This window comes from Nocardia sp. NPDC020380 (assembly GCF_044386975.1).
GTDB lineage: Bacteria > Actinomycetota > Actinomycetes > Mycobacteriales > Mycobacteriaceae > Nocardia.
The window spans coordinates 33,547-49,327 of record NZ_JBIRVQ010000001.1; the positions used below are offsets into that span (position 1 = coordinate 33,547).

Below are 15,781 nucleotides of genomic sequence, written 5' to 3' on the forward strand. Positions count from 1 at the left end.
CGCGGCACGGCGCACGGCAGGGGCCGGACCGCACGGGTGTCACGGGCGTCCGGCATGATCGCTTGCATGAGCGGTGGCGAGTTCCGGTTGGTGTTGTTGCGGCACGGGGAAACGGAGTGGTCCGCGAACGGCAGGCATACCGGCCGCACCGATCTCCCCCTCACCGCGACCGGTGAAGTGCAGGCGCGGGAGGCCGGGAAGATCATCGCCGGGCTGGAATTGCGCGATCCGCTGGTGATATCCAGCCCCCGGCAGCGCGCCGTGCACACCGCGGAACTGGCCGGCATCCCCGCCGACCGCACCGACGAGGATCTCGCCGAATGGGATTACGGCGACTACGAGGGCCTCACCACCGCGCAGATCCGCGAGCAGGATCCCGGCTGGACCATCTGGAAGGGCGTCGTCCCCGGCGGTGAATCCGCCGCGCAGGTGACCGCCCGCGCCGACCGGATGCTCGCGAAAGTCGAACCCGCACTGCGGGATCGGGATGTGGTGCTGGTCGGGCACGGGCACTTCTCCCGCGCCCTCATCGCCCGCTGGCTGGAATTCGACGTGTGCCAGGGACAGCGGTTCTTCATGTCCACCGCGGGCATCAGCCTGCTGGGCCACGAGCACGACGCCCGAACCCTGCGGGCGCACAACCTCATCGCCCATCTCGACGATCTCTGAAAGGACCCCGATGATCCGCCGCGCCACCCCCGCCGACATTCCCGCGCTCGTGCAACTCGTCTACGACCTCGCCGAATACGAGAAGGCGCGCGACGAATGCACCCTCACCGCGAAACAGCTGGAGACGGCGCTGTTCGGCCCGCGCGCGGCGTTGTACGCGCATGTGGCCGAATCGGATCAGGGCGTGGTCGGCTGCGCCATCTGGTTCCTGAACTACAGCACCTGGAAGGGCGTGCACGGCATCTTCCTGGAGGACTTGTTCGTGCAGCCGGAGGCCCGGGGCCGCGGTCTCGGCCGGGACCTGCTGGCCGCGCTGGCCCGGGAGGCGGTCGAGCAGGGTTACGCACGCGTCGACTGGTCGGTGCTCACCTGGAACACGCCGTCGATCGATTTCTACGAATCCATCGGCGCCGAGCATCAGCACGAGTGGACCGGATACCGGCTCTCCGGCGCGGCACTCGCGCGTCTGGCGTCACACGCGGACGACTAGAAGGTCCGGACAGCCCCGAAAACGCGGCAGTGAGCCATTCAGCGGGCTTTACGAGCTACTGCAGAATCACTGCAGCGGGGCTGTCCCGAAATGATCTATTCGCCCGAGAATTCGTACCCGGCGGCCATCCACCGGCTCGACGGCGGCGCGAAAAGACACACCAGTCCGGCGATCGCGATCAGCCCCAGCGGAATCCCGAAGAACGGCTGATGCGAAGTGATCATGTACCAGGCCGGCGGCAGCAACAGCAGATTCGCGATGACGGCGATGGCGCGACCCCACCGCTTACCGACGAAAAGCCCGATACCCGCCGCGAGCACCGCGCCGCCGAGAATCGCCAGCCACGCCGCGGTCCCGTAACCGTTCACCACATGCTGGTCGGCGCCCGTCGCCGCACGCACGATGAACACGATCGCCACCACCACGCCGACCGTGCCCTCGAACGCGGTCAGCGCGCCCGCCGCCCGGATGGTGTTCGGCACGACCGCCGCGACATCCTTGCCGCCGTCGTTTCCCTCGGCCACGCCATTCTCCTCAGCCACGGCGATAGCCTACGACCGCGCGTAGTCGGGAGCGCACTCGCACTGCGCAGAACTACTCCTGAAGTGGCCCTTAATGGTTCGCGGCCGTCTCGTTCTGGACTGCGGCTTGATAGACCTCCGCCTTGGAGCGGGGGAGCGAAGTGGAGGAGGGAAGAACGAGACATCGGGGCCGCGAACCCGCCGGAGCGAAGCGGAGGCAAGATAGACGCTGTGCGGACGTTGCTGATCGTGAACCCGAATGCCACATCGACCACTCGGTCCACTCGCGATCTGCTTGCGCACGCGCTGGAAAGCCGCACGGAATTGACCGTGGTGCAGACCGAGCATCGGGGGCACGCGGCCGAATTGGCGCAGTGGGCCGCGGACACCCGGATGGATTTGATCGTGGTGCACGGCGGCGACGGCACCGTGAACGAAACCATCAATGGTTTTCTGCCGCTGCCGGGTGCGCGACAGCGGGAATGGCTGCCGCGGCTGGGGATCATTCCGGGCGGTTCCGCGAATGTGTTCGCGCGCTCGCTCGGCATCGAACCGGATCCGGTGACCGCCACCAATCAGCTCATCGATCTGCTGCGCGACGAGGCCGATCGCCGCATCGGACTGGGCGTCGCCGATGACCGCTGGTTCACCTTCAGCGCCGGCGTCGGCCTCGACGCGGATGTGTGCGAGGCCATCGACGCGAAGCGCGCGAACGGTAAGCCCGCGACTCCGACCCGCTATGTGCGCACCACGGTGAAACAGTTCTTCCGCACCAAACGGCATGCCCCGCAGGTACGTCTGACGATTCCCGGTCACGAACCGATCACGGATGTGCACTACGCGTTCGTAACCAACGCGAGTCCATGGACATACCTCGACAACACGCCCGTGGTCACCAACCCGGGGACCAGCTTCGAAACGGGTCTCGGAGTGTTTGCCATGCGCACCATGGGCATCCTGTCCACCCTCCTCCTCACCCGGCAGTTGCTGATCGCCAATGGAGATCCCAAGGGCCACAAATTGTTTCGCGAGGACGATGTTCCGGGCGTGTTGATCGAGTCCGAGCGGCCCATCGGGTTGCAAATCGACGGCGACTTCATCGGCCGGCGCAACATGGTGAATTTCACAGCCGTCCCGGATATCCTCGAGGTGGTCGCGCCGAAGCCCTAGCAAGCTCGACACACCTGAGAAACATCGCTGTTGTGCTGCGAAAACCGGCTAGAGCGAGTACAAATGACACGGCAGACCCCCCATGTAGGGGTCTTACAGCGTGAGCTTCCCCACGGTGCACTGTGTATCTCTTGACATCTACGGTGTTCGTGAAAGCATTCACAAGCAACCGTGCGGAAACATTCGAGTCGCACAAGTGAACGGACCACAAACCCGAAGGGCCGCGGTAGACGCGCGCCCTAGCAAAGGAGCAGAGGAATGGACTGGCGCCACAAGGCCATCTGTCGTGACGAGGACCCCGAGCTGTTCTTCCCGGTGGGTAACAGTGGTCCGGCGCTCGCGCAGATTGCCGATGCCAAGCTGGTCTGCGCTCGCTGCCCTGTAACCGCCGACTGCCTGTCCTGGGCCCTGAAGTCCGGGCAGGATGCAGGCGTTTGGGGTGGTATGAGCGAAGACGAGCGTCGGGCGCTGAAGCGTCGCAACGCCCGCACCCGTACCCGTACCGTCGTCTAACACGCTGACGACAGGCGTTACGACCGAAACCCCAGCCTCTCGGTCGCAACGCAATTCGGCCCGGCACCAACACAGGTGCCGGGCTTCACTGTGTAAAGGACAACTCTCGTAGCCCTCAGGGGCTTCGCCCCCGAACCCCCTAGCGACTTTTGGGGGCTCTGCCCCGTTGAGGGGCAATCGCAATTCCACTCAACGGGACTATTCGAACAAACGATCGGGCGCAATTTTTCAACGAACAATTCGTTGCGCACGAATATATTTCAGGTCAGCGGGCGGAGCGGCGGCCCAGCGGAACTCGCAGTACAGCATCCGTTCCGACATCGGCTCCGGGGTGCAGGCCGATGGAGCCGCCGAGTTCTGCGGTGACGAGGGTTCGGACAATTTGCAGGCCCAACCGGTCGGATGCCTCGAGGCTGAATCCGTCGGGCAATCCGCGGCCATCGTCGCTGATGATGACGTCTAGCCAGCGGGCGGAGCGTTCGGAACGGATTGTCACGGTGCCGTTTTCGCCGGCGTCGAATGCGTGCTCGATGGCGTTCTGCACGAGTTCGGTCAGGACCATTACCAGGGGGGTTGCGCGTTCCGCGGAGAAAACTCCCAGCGAACCGGCGCGGCGGACCTTGATGCGGGCGGTGTGCACGGTGGCGACGTCCGCCATGATCGGGAGCAGGCGGTCCACGACCTCGTCGAGGTCCACTTCCTCGTCAACGGACATGGACAACATTTCGTGGACCGAGGCGATGGAGGTGACGCGGCGGACCGATTCGGTCAATGCCAGTCGCGCTTCCTCGTTCTCGGTGCGGCGGGCTTGCAGGCGGAGCAGCGCGGCCACGGTCTGCAGGTTGTTCTTGACGCGGTGGTGGATCTCGCGGATGGTCGCGTCCTTGGAGAGCAGGGCGCGGTCGCGGCGCTTCACCTCGGTGACATCGCGGACCAGCACTGCGGCACCGGCCAATTCGCCGTGCGGGCGCAGGACCAGGGTGCGCAGCAGCACCGTTGCGCCGCGCGCCTCGACTTCCATTCGGCGCCCGGCCTTTCCGGCCAGGGCCGCCTGGATATCGCCGACCACCTCCTGCGCGTCGAACGGGTCGGTGATGAGGGAACGGGTGGTCAGTGCCAGGTCCTGGCCGACCAGATCGTTCTGTAAACCCATGCGGTGGTAGGCGGACAGCGCGTTCGGGCTGGCGTAGACGACGGTGCCCTCGGTGTCGAGGCGGATGAACCCGTCCCCGGCGCGCGGGCTGGAGTGGGCGCCGGTGCGGTCCTCCAGGGCGGGCCAGGTGCCGTCGGCGACCATCTGGCAGAGGTCGTCCGCGCAGGACATGTACGCGATCTCCAGGCTGGAGCGCATCTTCCGGCGTTGCACATCGGTGTCGCGGCCGAGGATGGCGATCACGTCGTCGCCGACGCGCACCGGGATGGCCTCGCGGATGGCGTGCACCGGATGCGGGTGGTAGACGCCGGTGGTCTCGGTGTCGGCGTCCGAGCGGACGATCTCACCGGTGAGCAGGGCCTCGTAGACCTGCGGGTGGGCTTCCTTCAGGGCGATGGAGCCGACCAGGTCCTCGGGGTGCACGGTGGGTGCGGTAGTAGGGCGGCACTGCGCCACGCACACGATGTCCGCGCCGTCCGCGACCGGACCGGTCCCCACCCACAGCAGCAGATCCGCGAAGGACAGATCCGCCAGCAATTGCCAATCCCCCACGACCCGCTGCAGATGATCGACGGCGGCACCCGGTAGGTCGGTGTGCTCGGCCAGTAGATCGCTCAGTGTCGACATGCACCCACGCTCCTCAGTTCCCAAGTCGAGGGTATGTTCCCACGGCCGGTGCCCGGAAACGGCCATGCACCGGTCAAGCGACCGGTGCATGGGGGCAAAAGCGACAAACCGCTCAGGTCAGGAGATGACGGCGATCAGGTCACCGGGCTGCAGCACGTCACCCGGCTTGACATTGATGGACGCCACCGTGCCCGCGGACTCCACGATCACCGGAATCTCCATCTTCATGGACTCCAGCATGACGACCGGGTCGTCGGCCTGCACGGCATCACCGACGGTAACCAAGATCTCCTGGACCGTCGACACCATCTCCGCCAGCACTTCCTCAGCCATGCACACCTCTCCGTTCGAGTGACCTGTAGCCCCTGAAGGTACAGCCAACCACACGTGAAAGAATGGCGACCGACTGAAGGGAGATTACCTATGGGTAAGCGTGGACGTAAGAAGCGTGGCCGCAAGAAGAACGCAGCCAATCACGGCAAGCGGCCGAACGCCTGAGCTATCGCTACAAGCTCGAAAACTGCTGAGCGGCACCACTTCCCACCGGGAAGGGTGCCGCTCAGCTGTATATATGTGTCCTATTCGGCCGTTTCGATCCGGGTCTCGACGTAACTCGTCCGGATTTCCATGGTCAGCCGCTTACGCAGGGCATCCGGCGCACGATCGCCGCCGCACTTGCGGTTCAGCAGGGACTTCAGCTTCTCCTCCAGGCCGTAGGCCTCGATGCACGGCGAGCAGCGATCGATGTGCTCACGCAGCCGCTCCTTGGCGGCCCCGTCGCACTCGTTGTCCAGGAGCAGCCAGACATCGGCGAGCACCGCCGAGCAGTCCAGATCATCCATCTCGTCGCTCACTGGGTTACCTCCTCACGCGCGCCATTGCTGCCCGACCGGTTGAATCCGCGTTCCTGCGCCACGTCCGAAAGCAGGCCCTTGAGCTGCTTGCGGCCCCGGTGCAGACGGGACATGACGGTACCGATGGGGGTTCCCATGATCTCGGCGATTTCCTTGTAGGGGAAGCCCTCCACGTCGGCGTAGTACACCGCCATCCGGAACTCCTCGGGCAGCTCCTGCAGAGCGGCCTTGATGTCGTCGTCGGGCAGCGCCTCGAGGGCTTCCATCTCGGCCGAGCGCAAACCGGTGGAGGTGTGCTCGGCGGTGGAGGCCAGCTGCCAGTCGGTGATCTCGTCGGTCGGATACTGCGCGGGCTGGCGCTGCTTCTTCCGATACGAGTTGATGTAGGTGTTGGTGAGGATGCGGTACAGCCAGGCCCGCAGGTTGGTGCCCTCCCGGAAGGAACGGAACCCCTGATACGCCTTGGCGAAGGTCTCCTGCACCAGATCCTCGGCATCGGCCGGGTTGCGCGTCATGCGCAAGGCGGCGCCGTAGAGCTGGTCCAGCAGCGGGAGCGCGTCACGCTCGAACCGCTGTGCCAGATCGACGGCGGATTCGGCGCTGCGCGCACCGTCCTCATCCGCTTCGCCGTGTTCGACTGCGCGATCGTCGCCGTCATCGATGACTTCGTCATCGCGCAGGCGATCGACATTGTCGTCGTCGCTCGTCACACTGATCCCTTCGATCGCCGTAGCAATTGAATCTACCGCGAACAGGGATTCGGCCAGGAAACCGGCCGGTAGCGTAACGAGGGGCTCTTCGACCAAGACGGTCACCGACTCCTCCTTCGTGATGGATGCTGCGCCGGCACGCCGTGGGCCCTGCGGTTGCTGCGAAGCGCGTAACGCATGCAACAGGCGCGGCCCGATCCCTGTTCCCACAGTGTGAAAATCCGCTTGCGGATGGTCTCTAAGGTGAAGGTCATGGCTGCTTCGACTCCGGCGATCAAGGGCTCCACCCCGGCGATCAAGGCGCTGGTGCAAGCGAAGGTAGATCATCGGGTGCACGCGTATGCGCATGATCCGCGAAATGATTCGTACGGTGTGGAAGCCGTCGAGGCACTCGCCGGGGCGCTCGGGGTTACCGGCGAGCAGATTTTCAAAACCCTGGTGATCGAGCTGGGTTCGGGCGTGCTCGCGGTGGCCGTACTGCCGGTGCCGACGACCTTGTCGCTCAAGGCGGCGGCCGCGGCGCTCGGCGGCGGTAAGGCCGCCATGGCGGACAAGGCGAAGGCCGAACGCACGACCGGCTATGTGCTGGGCGGGATTTCACCGCTCGGGCAGAAGAAGCGGCTGCCGACCGTCGTCGACGAGTCCGCGCTGCAGTGGGATCGGGTGCTGTGCAGTGCCGGGAAGCGCGGGCTGGAGATCGAGCTGGCACCCGCTGACCTGGTACGACTCACAGGTGCGGTAACCTCGCCCGTCGCTGTCCGGTGAGCACGCCGCCGTGAGCTGAGACACCTCCTCCGGAAATAACTTGCCCTGGGTCAACCATCTGGGAATACTTGCGGAGTACAACTAGTTGATTGCCGCAAGCAGTTGATTCAGGCAAGAAGTTGAGTTTTGCAAGGAGGTGGCCCCGAGATGACCGATGACCCGGCGATCACGAACAGCGCCGACGAACTCGTAGACACCATCGGCTACCAGATCGGCCGCCTGGGCAAGCTACGCGACCGCACCAATGCGCAGATCGCCGCCGCCACCAACGGCGAGATCGAACCCGCGGCCTACGCCATCCTGTTCCAGCTGATCCACGGCGGCCCGATGCGCTCCGGCGCACTCGCCGAGGCGCTCTACTCGGACGCCTCGACCATCAGCCGGCAAGTGGCGGCCCTCGTCAAACGCGGACTCATCGAGCGCCGCGCCGATCCCGCCGACGGCCGGGTCAGCGTGCTGGCGATCACCGCGGACGGGCGCACCGTCGCCACCCAGATCCGGGTCCGCCGCAACGAGTCCCTGGACCAGGTGATGCGCGACTGGTCAGCCACCGAGCGAGAAACCTTCGCCGCCTTGCTGATCCGCTTCATCGACGGCTACGAGCACACCCGCCAGCAGATGCTGACCGAGCTCTCGGCCCACAGAGACCTTCAGTCCTTTTACGCACCATCGGAGAAGAAGCAGTGAGTACAACAGCGGAAGTCGCCGAGCCGGAAGTCAATTCCGCCGGCTTCACCCACAAGCAGATCCTGGTGATCATGAGCGGCCTGGTGCTGGGCATGCTGCTGGCCGCCCTGGATCAGACCATCGTCTCGACCTCGATCCGCACCATCGCCGATGAGCTGCACGGCTATTCGGCGCAGGCCTGGGTCACCACCGCGTACCTGATCACCTCCACGCTGGCCACCCCGCTGTACGGCAAGCTCTCGGACATGTACGGCCGCAAGCCGTTCTACCTCGCGGCCATCACCATCTTCGTGGTCGGCTCACTGGCCTGTTCGATGGCCTCGTCCATGTACGAACTCGCCGCCTTCCGGGCCTTCCAGGGCCTCGGCGCGGGCGGTCTGATGTCGCTGGCGCTGACCATCATGGGTGACATCGTGTCGCCGCGGGAACGAGCCCGCTACCAGGGCTACTTCCTCGCCGTGTTCGGCACCTCGAGCGTCATCGGCCCCGTCATCGGCGGCGTGCTGTCCGGCGCCAACCAGATCCTGGGCGTCACCGGCTGGCGCTGGGTGTTCCTGGTCAACGTGCCGATCGGCCTGATCGCGCTGGCCGTGGTCACCAAGGTGCTGAAGCTGCCGAAGCGGCCCGCCAACAAGGTGCCGATCGACTGGTTCGGCATCCTCGCGCTGGCCATCGGCCTGGTGCCGCTGCTGGTCGTGGCCGAACAGGGCCGCGAATGGGGTTGGACCAGTGGACATGCCATGTTCTGCTACATCCTCGGCGCGCTGGGCGTCCTCGCCTTCATCGCCATCGAAGCCAAGCTCGGTGACGCCGCGCTGATCCCGCTGCGCATGTTCAAGAGCTCGACCTTCGCCCTCGGCGTGGTTATCTCGGTGGTCGTCGGTGCGGCCATGTTCGGTGGCATCACCCTGCTGCCGCAGTACCTGCAGGTCGTGCAGGGCGCCAGCCCGACCAAGGCCGGCCTGCTGATGCTGCCGCTGGTGGCGGGCATGATGTCCGGCTCGATCCTGGCCGGCCAGCTGATCGCCCGGACCGGTCGCTACAAGTGGTTCCCGCCCACCGGCGCGGCACTGCTGACCACCGGACTGTTCCTGCTGCACTTCGTGTCCGCGGACACCGCGCTGTGGCAGACCATGATCTTCATGGCCATCACCGGCTTCGGTCTCGGCAACCTGATGCAGCCGCTCACCCTGGCCATCCAGAACGCGCTGCCGCCCAAGGACATGGGCGTGTCCACCGCCGCCGCGACCTTCTTCCGGCAGATCGGCGGCACCCTGGGCGTGGCGGTGTTCCTGTCCGTGCTGTTCACCCAGCTGACCGGCAACATCACCACCTCACTGGAGCACGCCTCGCACGACAAGGAGTACTCCGTCGCCATCCAGAACGCGATGACGGGCAGCAACCCGGTCGACAAGGAAGTCGCCCAGGGCCTGGTCAACAAGGATCCGGCCGTCGCGGGCCAGGTGCTCAACGACAGCTCGATCATCCAGAAGCTGGATCCGACGCTGGCGCACCCGTTCAAGGAGGGCTTCGCCAAGTCCATGGACACGGTGTTCCTGTCGGCGACCTTCGTGGCGCTGCTCGGCTTCATCCTGGTGCTGTTCTGGAAGGAAGTCCCGCTGCGTAGTGCGGGCGGCCTCCAGGCCCGCAAGGACGAGGTGCCCATGGAGCCCGCCATCGGCTGACCTGGTCAGCCTCGCGAATACAGACAATGCCCCCGCTGCTGGTAAGCAGCGGGGGCATTGCTGTTGAGGGGGTTAGGGGCGACAGCCCCCTGTCGCCACGCGCGAGCGCAGGCCGATTCCGGGGTTCGGGGGCGCCAGCCCCCGAGAGCCCCACGAGAGTAGGTGGTCCCCACACGCCGGATCCGGGCACGTTTCACAATTCGGGCGATTTTCTGTGAGTTACTTGGGAACGGACAGGGAGTTCTTTGTGAGTCGGCGTGTCCTTCGACCCTAGGATGTGATGCGGTTTATGGCTTCTCATCGGCGTTTTCGCAACACCGTTGTCGCCCTCTCCGGGACATTGCTGATCGCGTCGGCCGCTGGGCCGATCACGGCGGCCACGGCCGCCGCCGAATCGGCGATCGTGGTGCCGGTACTGAACCCGAGCTTCCCGGATCCGGGACAGGGCAGCGGGCAGCAGCCGAAGAAGGAAGAGCACCTCGACAAGGCCGAGAAGCTCGGTGGCGGGTTGACCACCAAGATTCTCGATCTGATCGCGGACACGCTGAAGTGCTCGCTGAATATCGCGTTGCCGACGGTCAAGTGCAGTTAGACGCGCGAAAGCGTTTGCGGGCCGGTCAGATCAGGGTGATCTGACCGGCCTGTTCGTCTACCGCGTCCAATAGTTCGGGGCCGTTGTTCTTCACGCTGTTCACCATGGACGGCACCTCGCGCAGGAGGATGCCCGAAACCGCTTCGGCGTCAGGCGTTTCCAATAGTTGCTCGGGCGCCGGATGATCCGGATCCAGCCAGGCATCCCAATGCTCGCGCGGCATGGGCAGCGGCATGCGATCGTGCACCTTGGTGAGTTCGCCGACCGCGTCCGTGGTCAGGATGGTGCAGGAGAGCAGGGGTTTCGCCTCGTCGCCCAGGCTGCGGTCGCGCCAGACCGACCACAGGCCCGCCATGTAGAGGCGGCCGCCGTCGGCGCGGGACATGAAATACGGCCGCTTGACGGCCTTTCCGAGGGAATCGGATTCGGTCACCCACTCGTACCAGCCGTCCATGGGGACCAGGCAGCGCCGCTTCTTCACCGCGTCGCGGAAGGACGCGGTGGTGGCGGCCTTGTCGGCGCGGGCATTGAAGAGTGGCTTGCCCTTGGCCGGCAGGCCCGGTTCCGACGCCTTGGTCCAGGGCGGGATGAGGCCCCAGCGCATGGCGCGGATCCGGAGCGTGGCCGGATCGTCCGGGTGATCGCGGTCGTGTCGTTCGACGACCGTGAGTACCTGGTTGGTGGGGGCCACGTTGTAGTTGGGGTTGAAGCCGGTATCGCCCGTCTCGTCGATGGCATCGAGTTCGACGGCCAGCTTCGCGGGATTCGTCGTGGTCGCATACCTACCGCACATGTCGACCATGCTGCCACTCTGTTTGATCTGCCGCTCCTTCGTCGCGGCGGTTCGCGGCGCCGGAAGTCTCGTTCTTCCCTCCCTCCGCTCCTCCGCTGCGCTCCCCCGCTCCACTCAGTCCAGAACGAGACGCGCCGCGAACTTTGTGATGCACTTATCTGATGGCAATTGACTTCAGTTTCGCCGTGTGAGACGTTCGTCCCATCACACTCTCATCAAGGGACTGCCGCGAACCATGACTGCAACCGAAACCGCCCCGCTCGGTCAGGCCGACACGCTGACCTCCGTCAATCCCGCCACGGGCGAGACCCTCGCCACCTACCAGATCGACGATGAGACGGCGGTGCGCGTGGCCGTCGCCAAGGCCCGCGCCGCCGCTGCCACCTGGGGTGCGCTCACCTACGCCGAGCGCAAGAAGCATCTGCTGCGCTGGGGCAGCAAACTGGTCGCCAAGTCCGACGAGCTCAGCGAGCTCATCCACGCCGAGAACGGCAAACCGCTCGACGACGCCTTCCTCGAGCTGATGCTCGCGCTCGAGCACATCAAATGGGCCGCCGCCAATGCCGAGAAGGTGCTGAAGCCGAAGAAGGTCGCGCCAGGCGCGTTCATGGCGAATTTCGCCGCGCACCTGGAATACCGGCCCGTCGGCGTCGTCGGCGTGATCGGACCGTGGAACTACCCGATCTACACGCCCAACGGATCCATCGCGTACGCGCTCGCCGCGGGCAATACCGTGGTGTTCAAGCCGTCCGAATTCTCCACGGGCATCGGCAATTTCTTCGCCGCGGCCTTCGCCGAGGCGAATCCCGAACTGCCGGACGGGGTTTTCGTCACCATCAACGGCTTCGGCGCGACCGGTGCGGCACTCGTACAGGCCGGCGTGGACAAGATCGCGTTCACCGGCTCCACCGCCACCGGTAAGAAGATCATGGCCGCCGCGGCCGAGAGGCTGACCCCGGTGCTGCTGGAATGCGGCGGTAAGGACGCGGTCATCGTGGCCGCCGACGCCGACATCAAGGCCGCCGCCGACGCGGTCGCGTGGGGCGCCACCTCCAATTCCGGGCAGACCTGCGCGGGCGTGGAGCGGGTGTACGTGGACAAGTCGATAGCCGACCAGTTCGTCACCGAGGTGAAGCGGATCCTCACCGATATCAAGCCGGGCTCGGGCGCGAAGGCCTCGTACGGGCCGATGACCATGCCCAGCCAGATCGACATCGTGCGACGGCACATCGACGACGCGCTGAAGAACGGCGGCACGGCGGTGCTCGGCGGGCCCGAATCCGTCAAGGGGCCGTTCATCGAACCCGTGGTGATCGTCGATGCCGACGAGTCCTCGGATGCGGTGGCCGAGGAGACCTTCGGGCCGACCGTCACCATTCGCACGGTGAACGGCGTGGACGAGGCCGTGGAGCTGGCGAACAAGAGCAAGTACGGGCTCGGGTCGGCGGTGTACTCGAAGAAGCAGGGCATGGAGATCGCGCGGCGGCTGCACGTCGGGTGCACTTCCGTGAATTCCGTGCTGTCCTATGCGGCTATCTCCGGGCTGCCGTTCGGTGGCGTCGGCGATTCCGGTATCGGGCGGATCCACGGCGCGCCCGGGCTGCTCGAATTCTCACGGCCGCATTCGATCGCGGTGCAGCGGTTCACGATTCCCGGCATGGCGCTGCTGTCGTACTCGCGGACCGATCGGACCATGGGGTTGCTGCGCAAGCTGGTACCCCTGATCCACGGGCGCGCAAAGTAATTCATACAACTCTCGAAGCTCTCAGGGGTTCCCCCTGAAACCCCTTCACACGGCCGGCGGCAATGTCGGCGGTGTGAAGAAATCCTCGATCGGGGTTGGGCCCGTGTAGCGCTGGCAGCCGCAGCGGGCCCATTCCTTGATGCCGTATCCCGTCTTGCGCATCTTTTCCTGGTGGCAGACGCCGGACTCGCGGTCGTGCAGCGCCAGGTCGTGGCCGCAGCCGCACAGCGCCTCGGTGGGCTGCCGTTTCGGCGCGGACCTGCGGCGGCTCACACGGCCGGCCACCCAGCCGCCGCCGAGGAGTGCGGCGCCGGCGATCAAGGAGATGGGATCGAACACGGGACCCAGTATACGTACCTATATACGTATACGTCCAGGGTCTCGAATCGGTCCGAATAGGACTCGGAGCCCCAAACGCCCTCGATCGTTTGGGAAGATGGGCTGGTGACTTTCTGGCCCGCGCCCTCTGTCGAAGCTCCCGTCCACGCGACCGTGACCCTGCCCGGGTCCAAATCCATCACCAACCGGGCGCTGATCCTCGCCGCGCTGGCGGATCGGCCGTCCACCCTCACCGGCGCACTCCGCAGCCGGGACACCGACCTCATGATCAATGCGCTGCGGGCCATGGGTACCGGCATCGAAGGCGACGGCGACACGCTCACCGTCACCCCGCCCGCCGAATTCACCAGCGCCATGGTCGATTGCGGGCTGGCCGGCACCGTCATGCGGTTCCTGCCCTCGGTCGCCGCGCTCGCGCACGGCGATGTGGCCTTCGACGGCGACGAGCAGGCCCGGGTGCGGCCGCTCGGCACCATCCTCGACGCCCTGCGCTCGCTCGGCCTCGACATCGACGGCAACACACTGCCTTTCGTGGTGCACGGCACCGGCAGCCTGCGCGGCGGGCCGGTCACCATCGACGCGTCCGGCTCCTCGCAGTTCGTGTCCGGGCTGCTGCTCTCGGCCGCACGCTTCGAACAGGGCGTCACCGTGAACCACGATGGCGCGCGGCTGCCGTCCATGCCGCACATCGAGATGACGGTGCAGATGTTGCGGCAGGCCGACGTCCGCGTAGAGGCGCCGACGGATCCGCGCAAGGCGCAGACCTGGACCGTCTCCCCCGGCCCCATCCGCGCCGTGGACTGGGAAGTGGAGCCGGACCTGTCCAATGCCACCCCGTTCCTGGCCGCGGCCGCCATCACCGGTGGCGAGGTGAGCATTCCGCACTGGCCGCGGATCACCACCCAGCCCGGCGACGTCATCCGCGAGATCCTGGTGCGGATGGGCGCGGAGGCCCGCTTCTTCGAGAACACGCTGACCGTGCGCGGGCCGGGACGGCTCGCGGGCATCGATATCGATCTGCACGATGTCGGTGAACTCACCCCGACCGTGGCCGCCCTTGCGGCACTGGCGGATTCGCCGTCGCGGCTGCGCGGCATCGCGCACCTGCGCGGGCACGAGACCGACCGGCTGGCGGCGCTGGCCACCGAGCTGAACCGGCTCGGCGGCAAGGTCACCGAGACCGACGACGGGCTGCAGATCGTGCCCGCACCGCTCACCGGCGGGCAGTGGCATTCCTACGCCGACCATCGGATGGCGACCGCGGGCGCGATCATCGGGCTGAAGGTGCCGGGCGTGCGGATCGAGGACATCGGTACGACCGCCAAGACGCTGCCGAACTTCGTGGTGTTGTGGCACGGGATGCTCGCGGGCACGGATGAGGGCCATGCGGCGGGGCCGGGAGCGGGACACCCCGGCGGGCCGGGAGCGGGACACCCCGGCGGGCCGGGAGCGGGACACTGAGCCGCAGGGAGTACGACGAGTCCGACGTCCGGGTGCGGCCGGGAAAGAGTTCCCGGCCCCGGACCAAGACCCGGCCACAACACCTGGATGCCGAAGCGGCCATGGTGGTTTCGGTGGATCGCGGCCGCTGGGGCTGTGTGCTCGACAACGATCCGGAGCGGCACCTGGTCGCCATGCGCGCCCGGGAACTCGGCCGTAATCCCATCGTGGTCGGCGATCAGGTGGATGTGGTCGGCGACCTGTCCGGCAAGCCGGACACGCTGGCCCGCATCGTGCGGGTCTCCGAACGGCGAACGGTGTTGCGGCGCACCGCGGATGACACCGATCCGTTCGAGCGGGTGGTAGTCGCGAATGCCGAGCAGTTGTTCATCGTGGTGGCGCTGGCGGATCCGCCGCCGCGCACCGGTTTCGTGGAGCGCGCCATGGTCGCCGCGTATGTCGGTGGGCTGCAACCGATTCTGTGCCTGACCAAACACGATCTGGCGGCGGAATCCGAATTCGCCGCCACCTTCGAGGATTTGGATCTCATCATCGTGTACGGCGGGGTGGAGGATCCGCTCGAACCGGTGCTGGAATTGCTGGACGACAAGCTGACCGCGCTCATCGGGCATTCCGGGGTGGGGAAGTCGACTTTGGTGAATCGTCTTGTGCCGGACGCGGATCGGGCGGTCGGGGTGGTGTCCGGGGTGGGCAAGGGCCGGCACACGTCCACCCAGTCGGTGGCATTGCCACTGCCCGAGGGCGGCTGGGTCGTCGATACTCCAGGTGTACGGTCGTTCGGGTTGGCGCACATTACGCCCGACGATGTCATTCAGGCGTTCTCGGATCTGGCCGATGCCATCGAGAACTGCCCGCGCGGGTGCACCCATCTGGGTCCGCCCGCCGATCCGGAGTGCGCGCTCGACAATCTGCCGGGTAAGGAATTGCGGGTGGCGGCGATTCGGCGCCTGCTGGTCGCGTTGAACTCCAATGATCCGTGGTTCCGCGGAAACTCCGACGCTTAAGCTA

The 15,781-nt window shown here is 66.1% G+C and carries 19 protein-coding genes; 12 read left to right on the top strand and 7 right to left on the bottom strand.

The window, feature by feature from the left end:
- Positions 1–66 precede the first annotated feature (66 nt).
- Both ACH438_RS00145 and ACH438_RS00150 read left to right on the top strand, forming a co-directional pair.
- On the top strand, positions 67–669 hold the full coding sequence (locus tag ACH438_RS00145; protein ID WP_396999449.1) for an acid phosphatase: 603 nt from the start codon (positions 67–69) through the stop codon (positions 667–669).
- Between the two features lie 10 nt (positions 670–679).
- Positions 680–1,159: a GNAT family N-acetyltransferase gene (locus ACH438_RS00150; RefSeq protein WP_396999451.1), complete on the top strand. Its 480-nt coding sequence runs from the start codon at positions 680–682 to the stop codon at positions 1,157–1,159.
- Positions 1,160–1,254: 95 nt separating this feature from the next.
- Here the strand turns inward: ACH438_RS00150 and ACH438_RS00155 are convergent, their stop codons facing one another.
- On the bottom strand, positions 1,255–1,683 hold the full coding sequence (locus ACH438_RS00155) for a hypothetical protein (RefSeq protein WP_397000673.1): 429 nt from the start codon (positions 1,681–1,683) through the stop codon (positions 1,255–1,257).
- 228 nt (positions 1,684–1,911) lie between these two features.
- On the opposite strand from ACH438_RS00155, the gene ACH438_RS00160 reads away from it, so the two are divergent.
- Together ACH438_RS00160 and ACH438_RS00165 are read left to right on the top strand one after the other, a co-directional pair.
- Positions 1,912–2,850, top strand: a complete 939-nt coding sequence (locus ACH438_RS00160; protein WP_396999453.1) for a diacylglycerol/lipid kinase family protein — start codon at positions 1,912–1,914, stop codon at positions 2,848–2,850.
- Between the two features lie 258 nt (positions 2,851–3,108).
- Positions 3,109–3,363, top strand: a complete 255-nt coding sequence (locus ACH438_RS00165) for a WhiB family transcriptional regulator (protein ID WP_011211115.1) — start codon at positions 3,109–3,111, stop codon at positions 3,361–3,363.
- Between the two features lie 265 nt (positions 3,364–3,628).
- Here the strand turns inward: ACH438_RS00165 and ACH438_RS00170 are convergent, their stop codons facing one another.
- Both ACH438_RS00170 and ACH438_RS00175 read right to left on the bottom strand, forming a co-directional pair.
- Complete coding sequence (locus tag ACH438_RS00170; protein ID WP_396999455.1) at positions 3,629–5,143, bottom strand: sensor histidine kinase; 1,515 nt, start codon at positions 5,141–5,143, stop codon at positions 3,629–3,631.
- 117 nt (positions 5,144–5,260) lie between these two features.
- Complete coding sequence (locus tag ACH438_RS00175; protein ID WP_396999457.1) at positions 5,261–5,476, bottom strand: biotin/lipoyl-binding carrier protein; 216 nt, start codon at positions 5,474–5,476, stop codon at positions 5,261–5,263.
- A gap of 90 nt (positions 5,477–5,566) precedes the next feature.
- Between ACH438_RS00175 and ACH438_RS00180 the strand changes: the two genes are divergently transcribed.
- Complete coding sequence (locus ACH438_RS00180) at positions 5,567–5,641, top strand: 50S ribosomal protein bL37 (protein ID WP_153805149.1); 75 nt, start codon at positions 5,567–5,569, stop codon at positions 5,639–5,641.
- Between the two features lie 80 nt (positions 5,642–5,721).
- Here the strand turns inward: ACH438_RS00180 and rsrA are convergent, their stop codons facing one another.
- Positions 5,722–5,985, bottom strand: a complete 264-nt coding sequence (gene rsrA / locus ACH438_RS00185) for a mycothiol system anti-sigma-R factor (protein ID WP_397000676.1) — start codon at positions 5,983–5,985, stop codon at positions 5,722–5,724.
- Positions 5,986–5,993: 8 nt separating this feature from the next.
- Positions 5,994–6,659 carry a sigma-70 family RNA polymerase sigma factor gene (locus ACH438_RS00190; RefSeq protein WP_397000678.1) on the bottom strand — a complete coding sequence of 222 codons (666 nt, stop codon included), beginning with the start codon at positions 6,657–6,659 and terminating at the stop codon, positions 5,994–5,996.
- A gap of 300 nt (positions 6,660–6,959) precedes the next feature.
- Here ACH438_RS00190 and ybaK point away from each other — a divergent pair, with 300 nt between their 5' ends.
- The 4 genes from ybaK (at position 6,960) to ACH438_RS00210 (ending at position 10,436) form a co-directional block, all read left to right on the top strand.
- Entirely contained in the window at positions 6,960–7,472 is a 513-nt protein-coding gene (ybaK, locus tag ACH438_RS00195; protein WP_396999459.1) for a Cys-tRNA(Pro) deacylase, read from the top strand.
- Between the two features lie 147 nt (positions 7,473–7,619).
- Positions 7,620–8,159: a MarR family winged helix-turn-helix transcriptional regulator gene (locus ACH438_RS00200; RefSeq protein WP_396999461.1), complete on the top strand. Its 540-nt coding sequence runs from the start codon at positions 7,620–7,622 to the stop codon at positions 8,157–8,159.
- Positions 8,160–8,230: 71 nt separating this feature from the next.
- On the top strand, positions 8,231–9,844 hold the full coding sequence (locus ACH438_RS00205; protein ID WP_397000680.1) for an MDR family MFS transporter: 1,614 nt from the start codon (positions 8,231–8,233) through the stop codon (positions 9,842–9,844).
- 289 nt (positions 9,845–10,133) lie between these two features.
- Positions 10,134–10,436 (top strand): hypothetical protein, encoded by a 303-nt coding sequence (locus tag ACH438_RS00210; protein WP_396999463.1) that lies wholly within the window; start codon positions 10,134–10,136, stop codon positions 10,434–10,436.
- A 25-nt stretch (positions 10,437–10,461) separates the two neighbouring features.
- Here the strand turns inward: ACH438_RS00210 and ACH438_RS00215 are convergent, their stop codons facing one another.
- On the bottom strand, positions 10,462–11,229 hold the full coding sequence (locus ACH438_RS00215) for an SOS response-associated peptidase (protein WP_397000682.1): 768 nt from the start codon (positions 11,227–11,229) through the stop codon (positions 10,462–10,464).
- Positions 11,230–11,464: 235 nt separating this feature from the next.
- On the opposite strand from ACH438_RS00215, the gene ACH438_RS00220 reads away from it, so the two are divergent.
- Positions 11,465–12,973 (top strand): aldehyde dehydrogenase family protein, encoded by a 1,509-nt coding sequence (locus tag ACH438_RS00220; RefSeq protein ID WP_396999465.1) that lies wholly within the window; start codon positions 11,465–11,467, stop codon positions 12,971–12,973.
- 45 nt (positions 12,974–13,018) lie between these two features.
- Here ACH438_RS00220 and ACH438_RS00225 read toward each other — a convergent pair whose 3' ends face one another.
- Complete coding sequence (locus tag ACH438_RS00225; protein WP_396999467.1) at positions 13,019–13,312, bottom strand: hypothetical protein; 294 nt, start codon at positions 13,310–13,312, stop codon at positions 13,019–13,021.
- 105 nt (positions 13,313–13,417) lie between these two features.
- Here ACH438_RS00225 and aroA point away from each other — a divergent pair, with 105 nt between their 5' ends.
- On the top strand, positions 13,418–14,773 hold the full coding sequence (aroA, locus tag ACH438_RS00230) for a 3-phosphoshikimate 1-carboxyvinyltransferase (protein WP_396999469.1): 1,356 nt from the start codon (positions 13,418–13,420) through the stop codon (positions 14,771–14,773).
- A complete protein-coding gene (rsgA, locus tag ACH438_RS00235) occupies positions 14,770–15,777 on the top strand; it encodes a ribosome small subunit-dependent GTPase A (protein ID WP_397000684.1) in 1,008 nt (335 codons plus the stop codon). The genes aroA and rsgA overlap by 4 nt, the downstream gene beginning before the upstream one ends.
- Positions 15,778–15,781 lie beyond the last annotated feature (4 nt).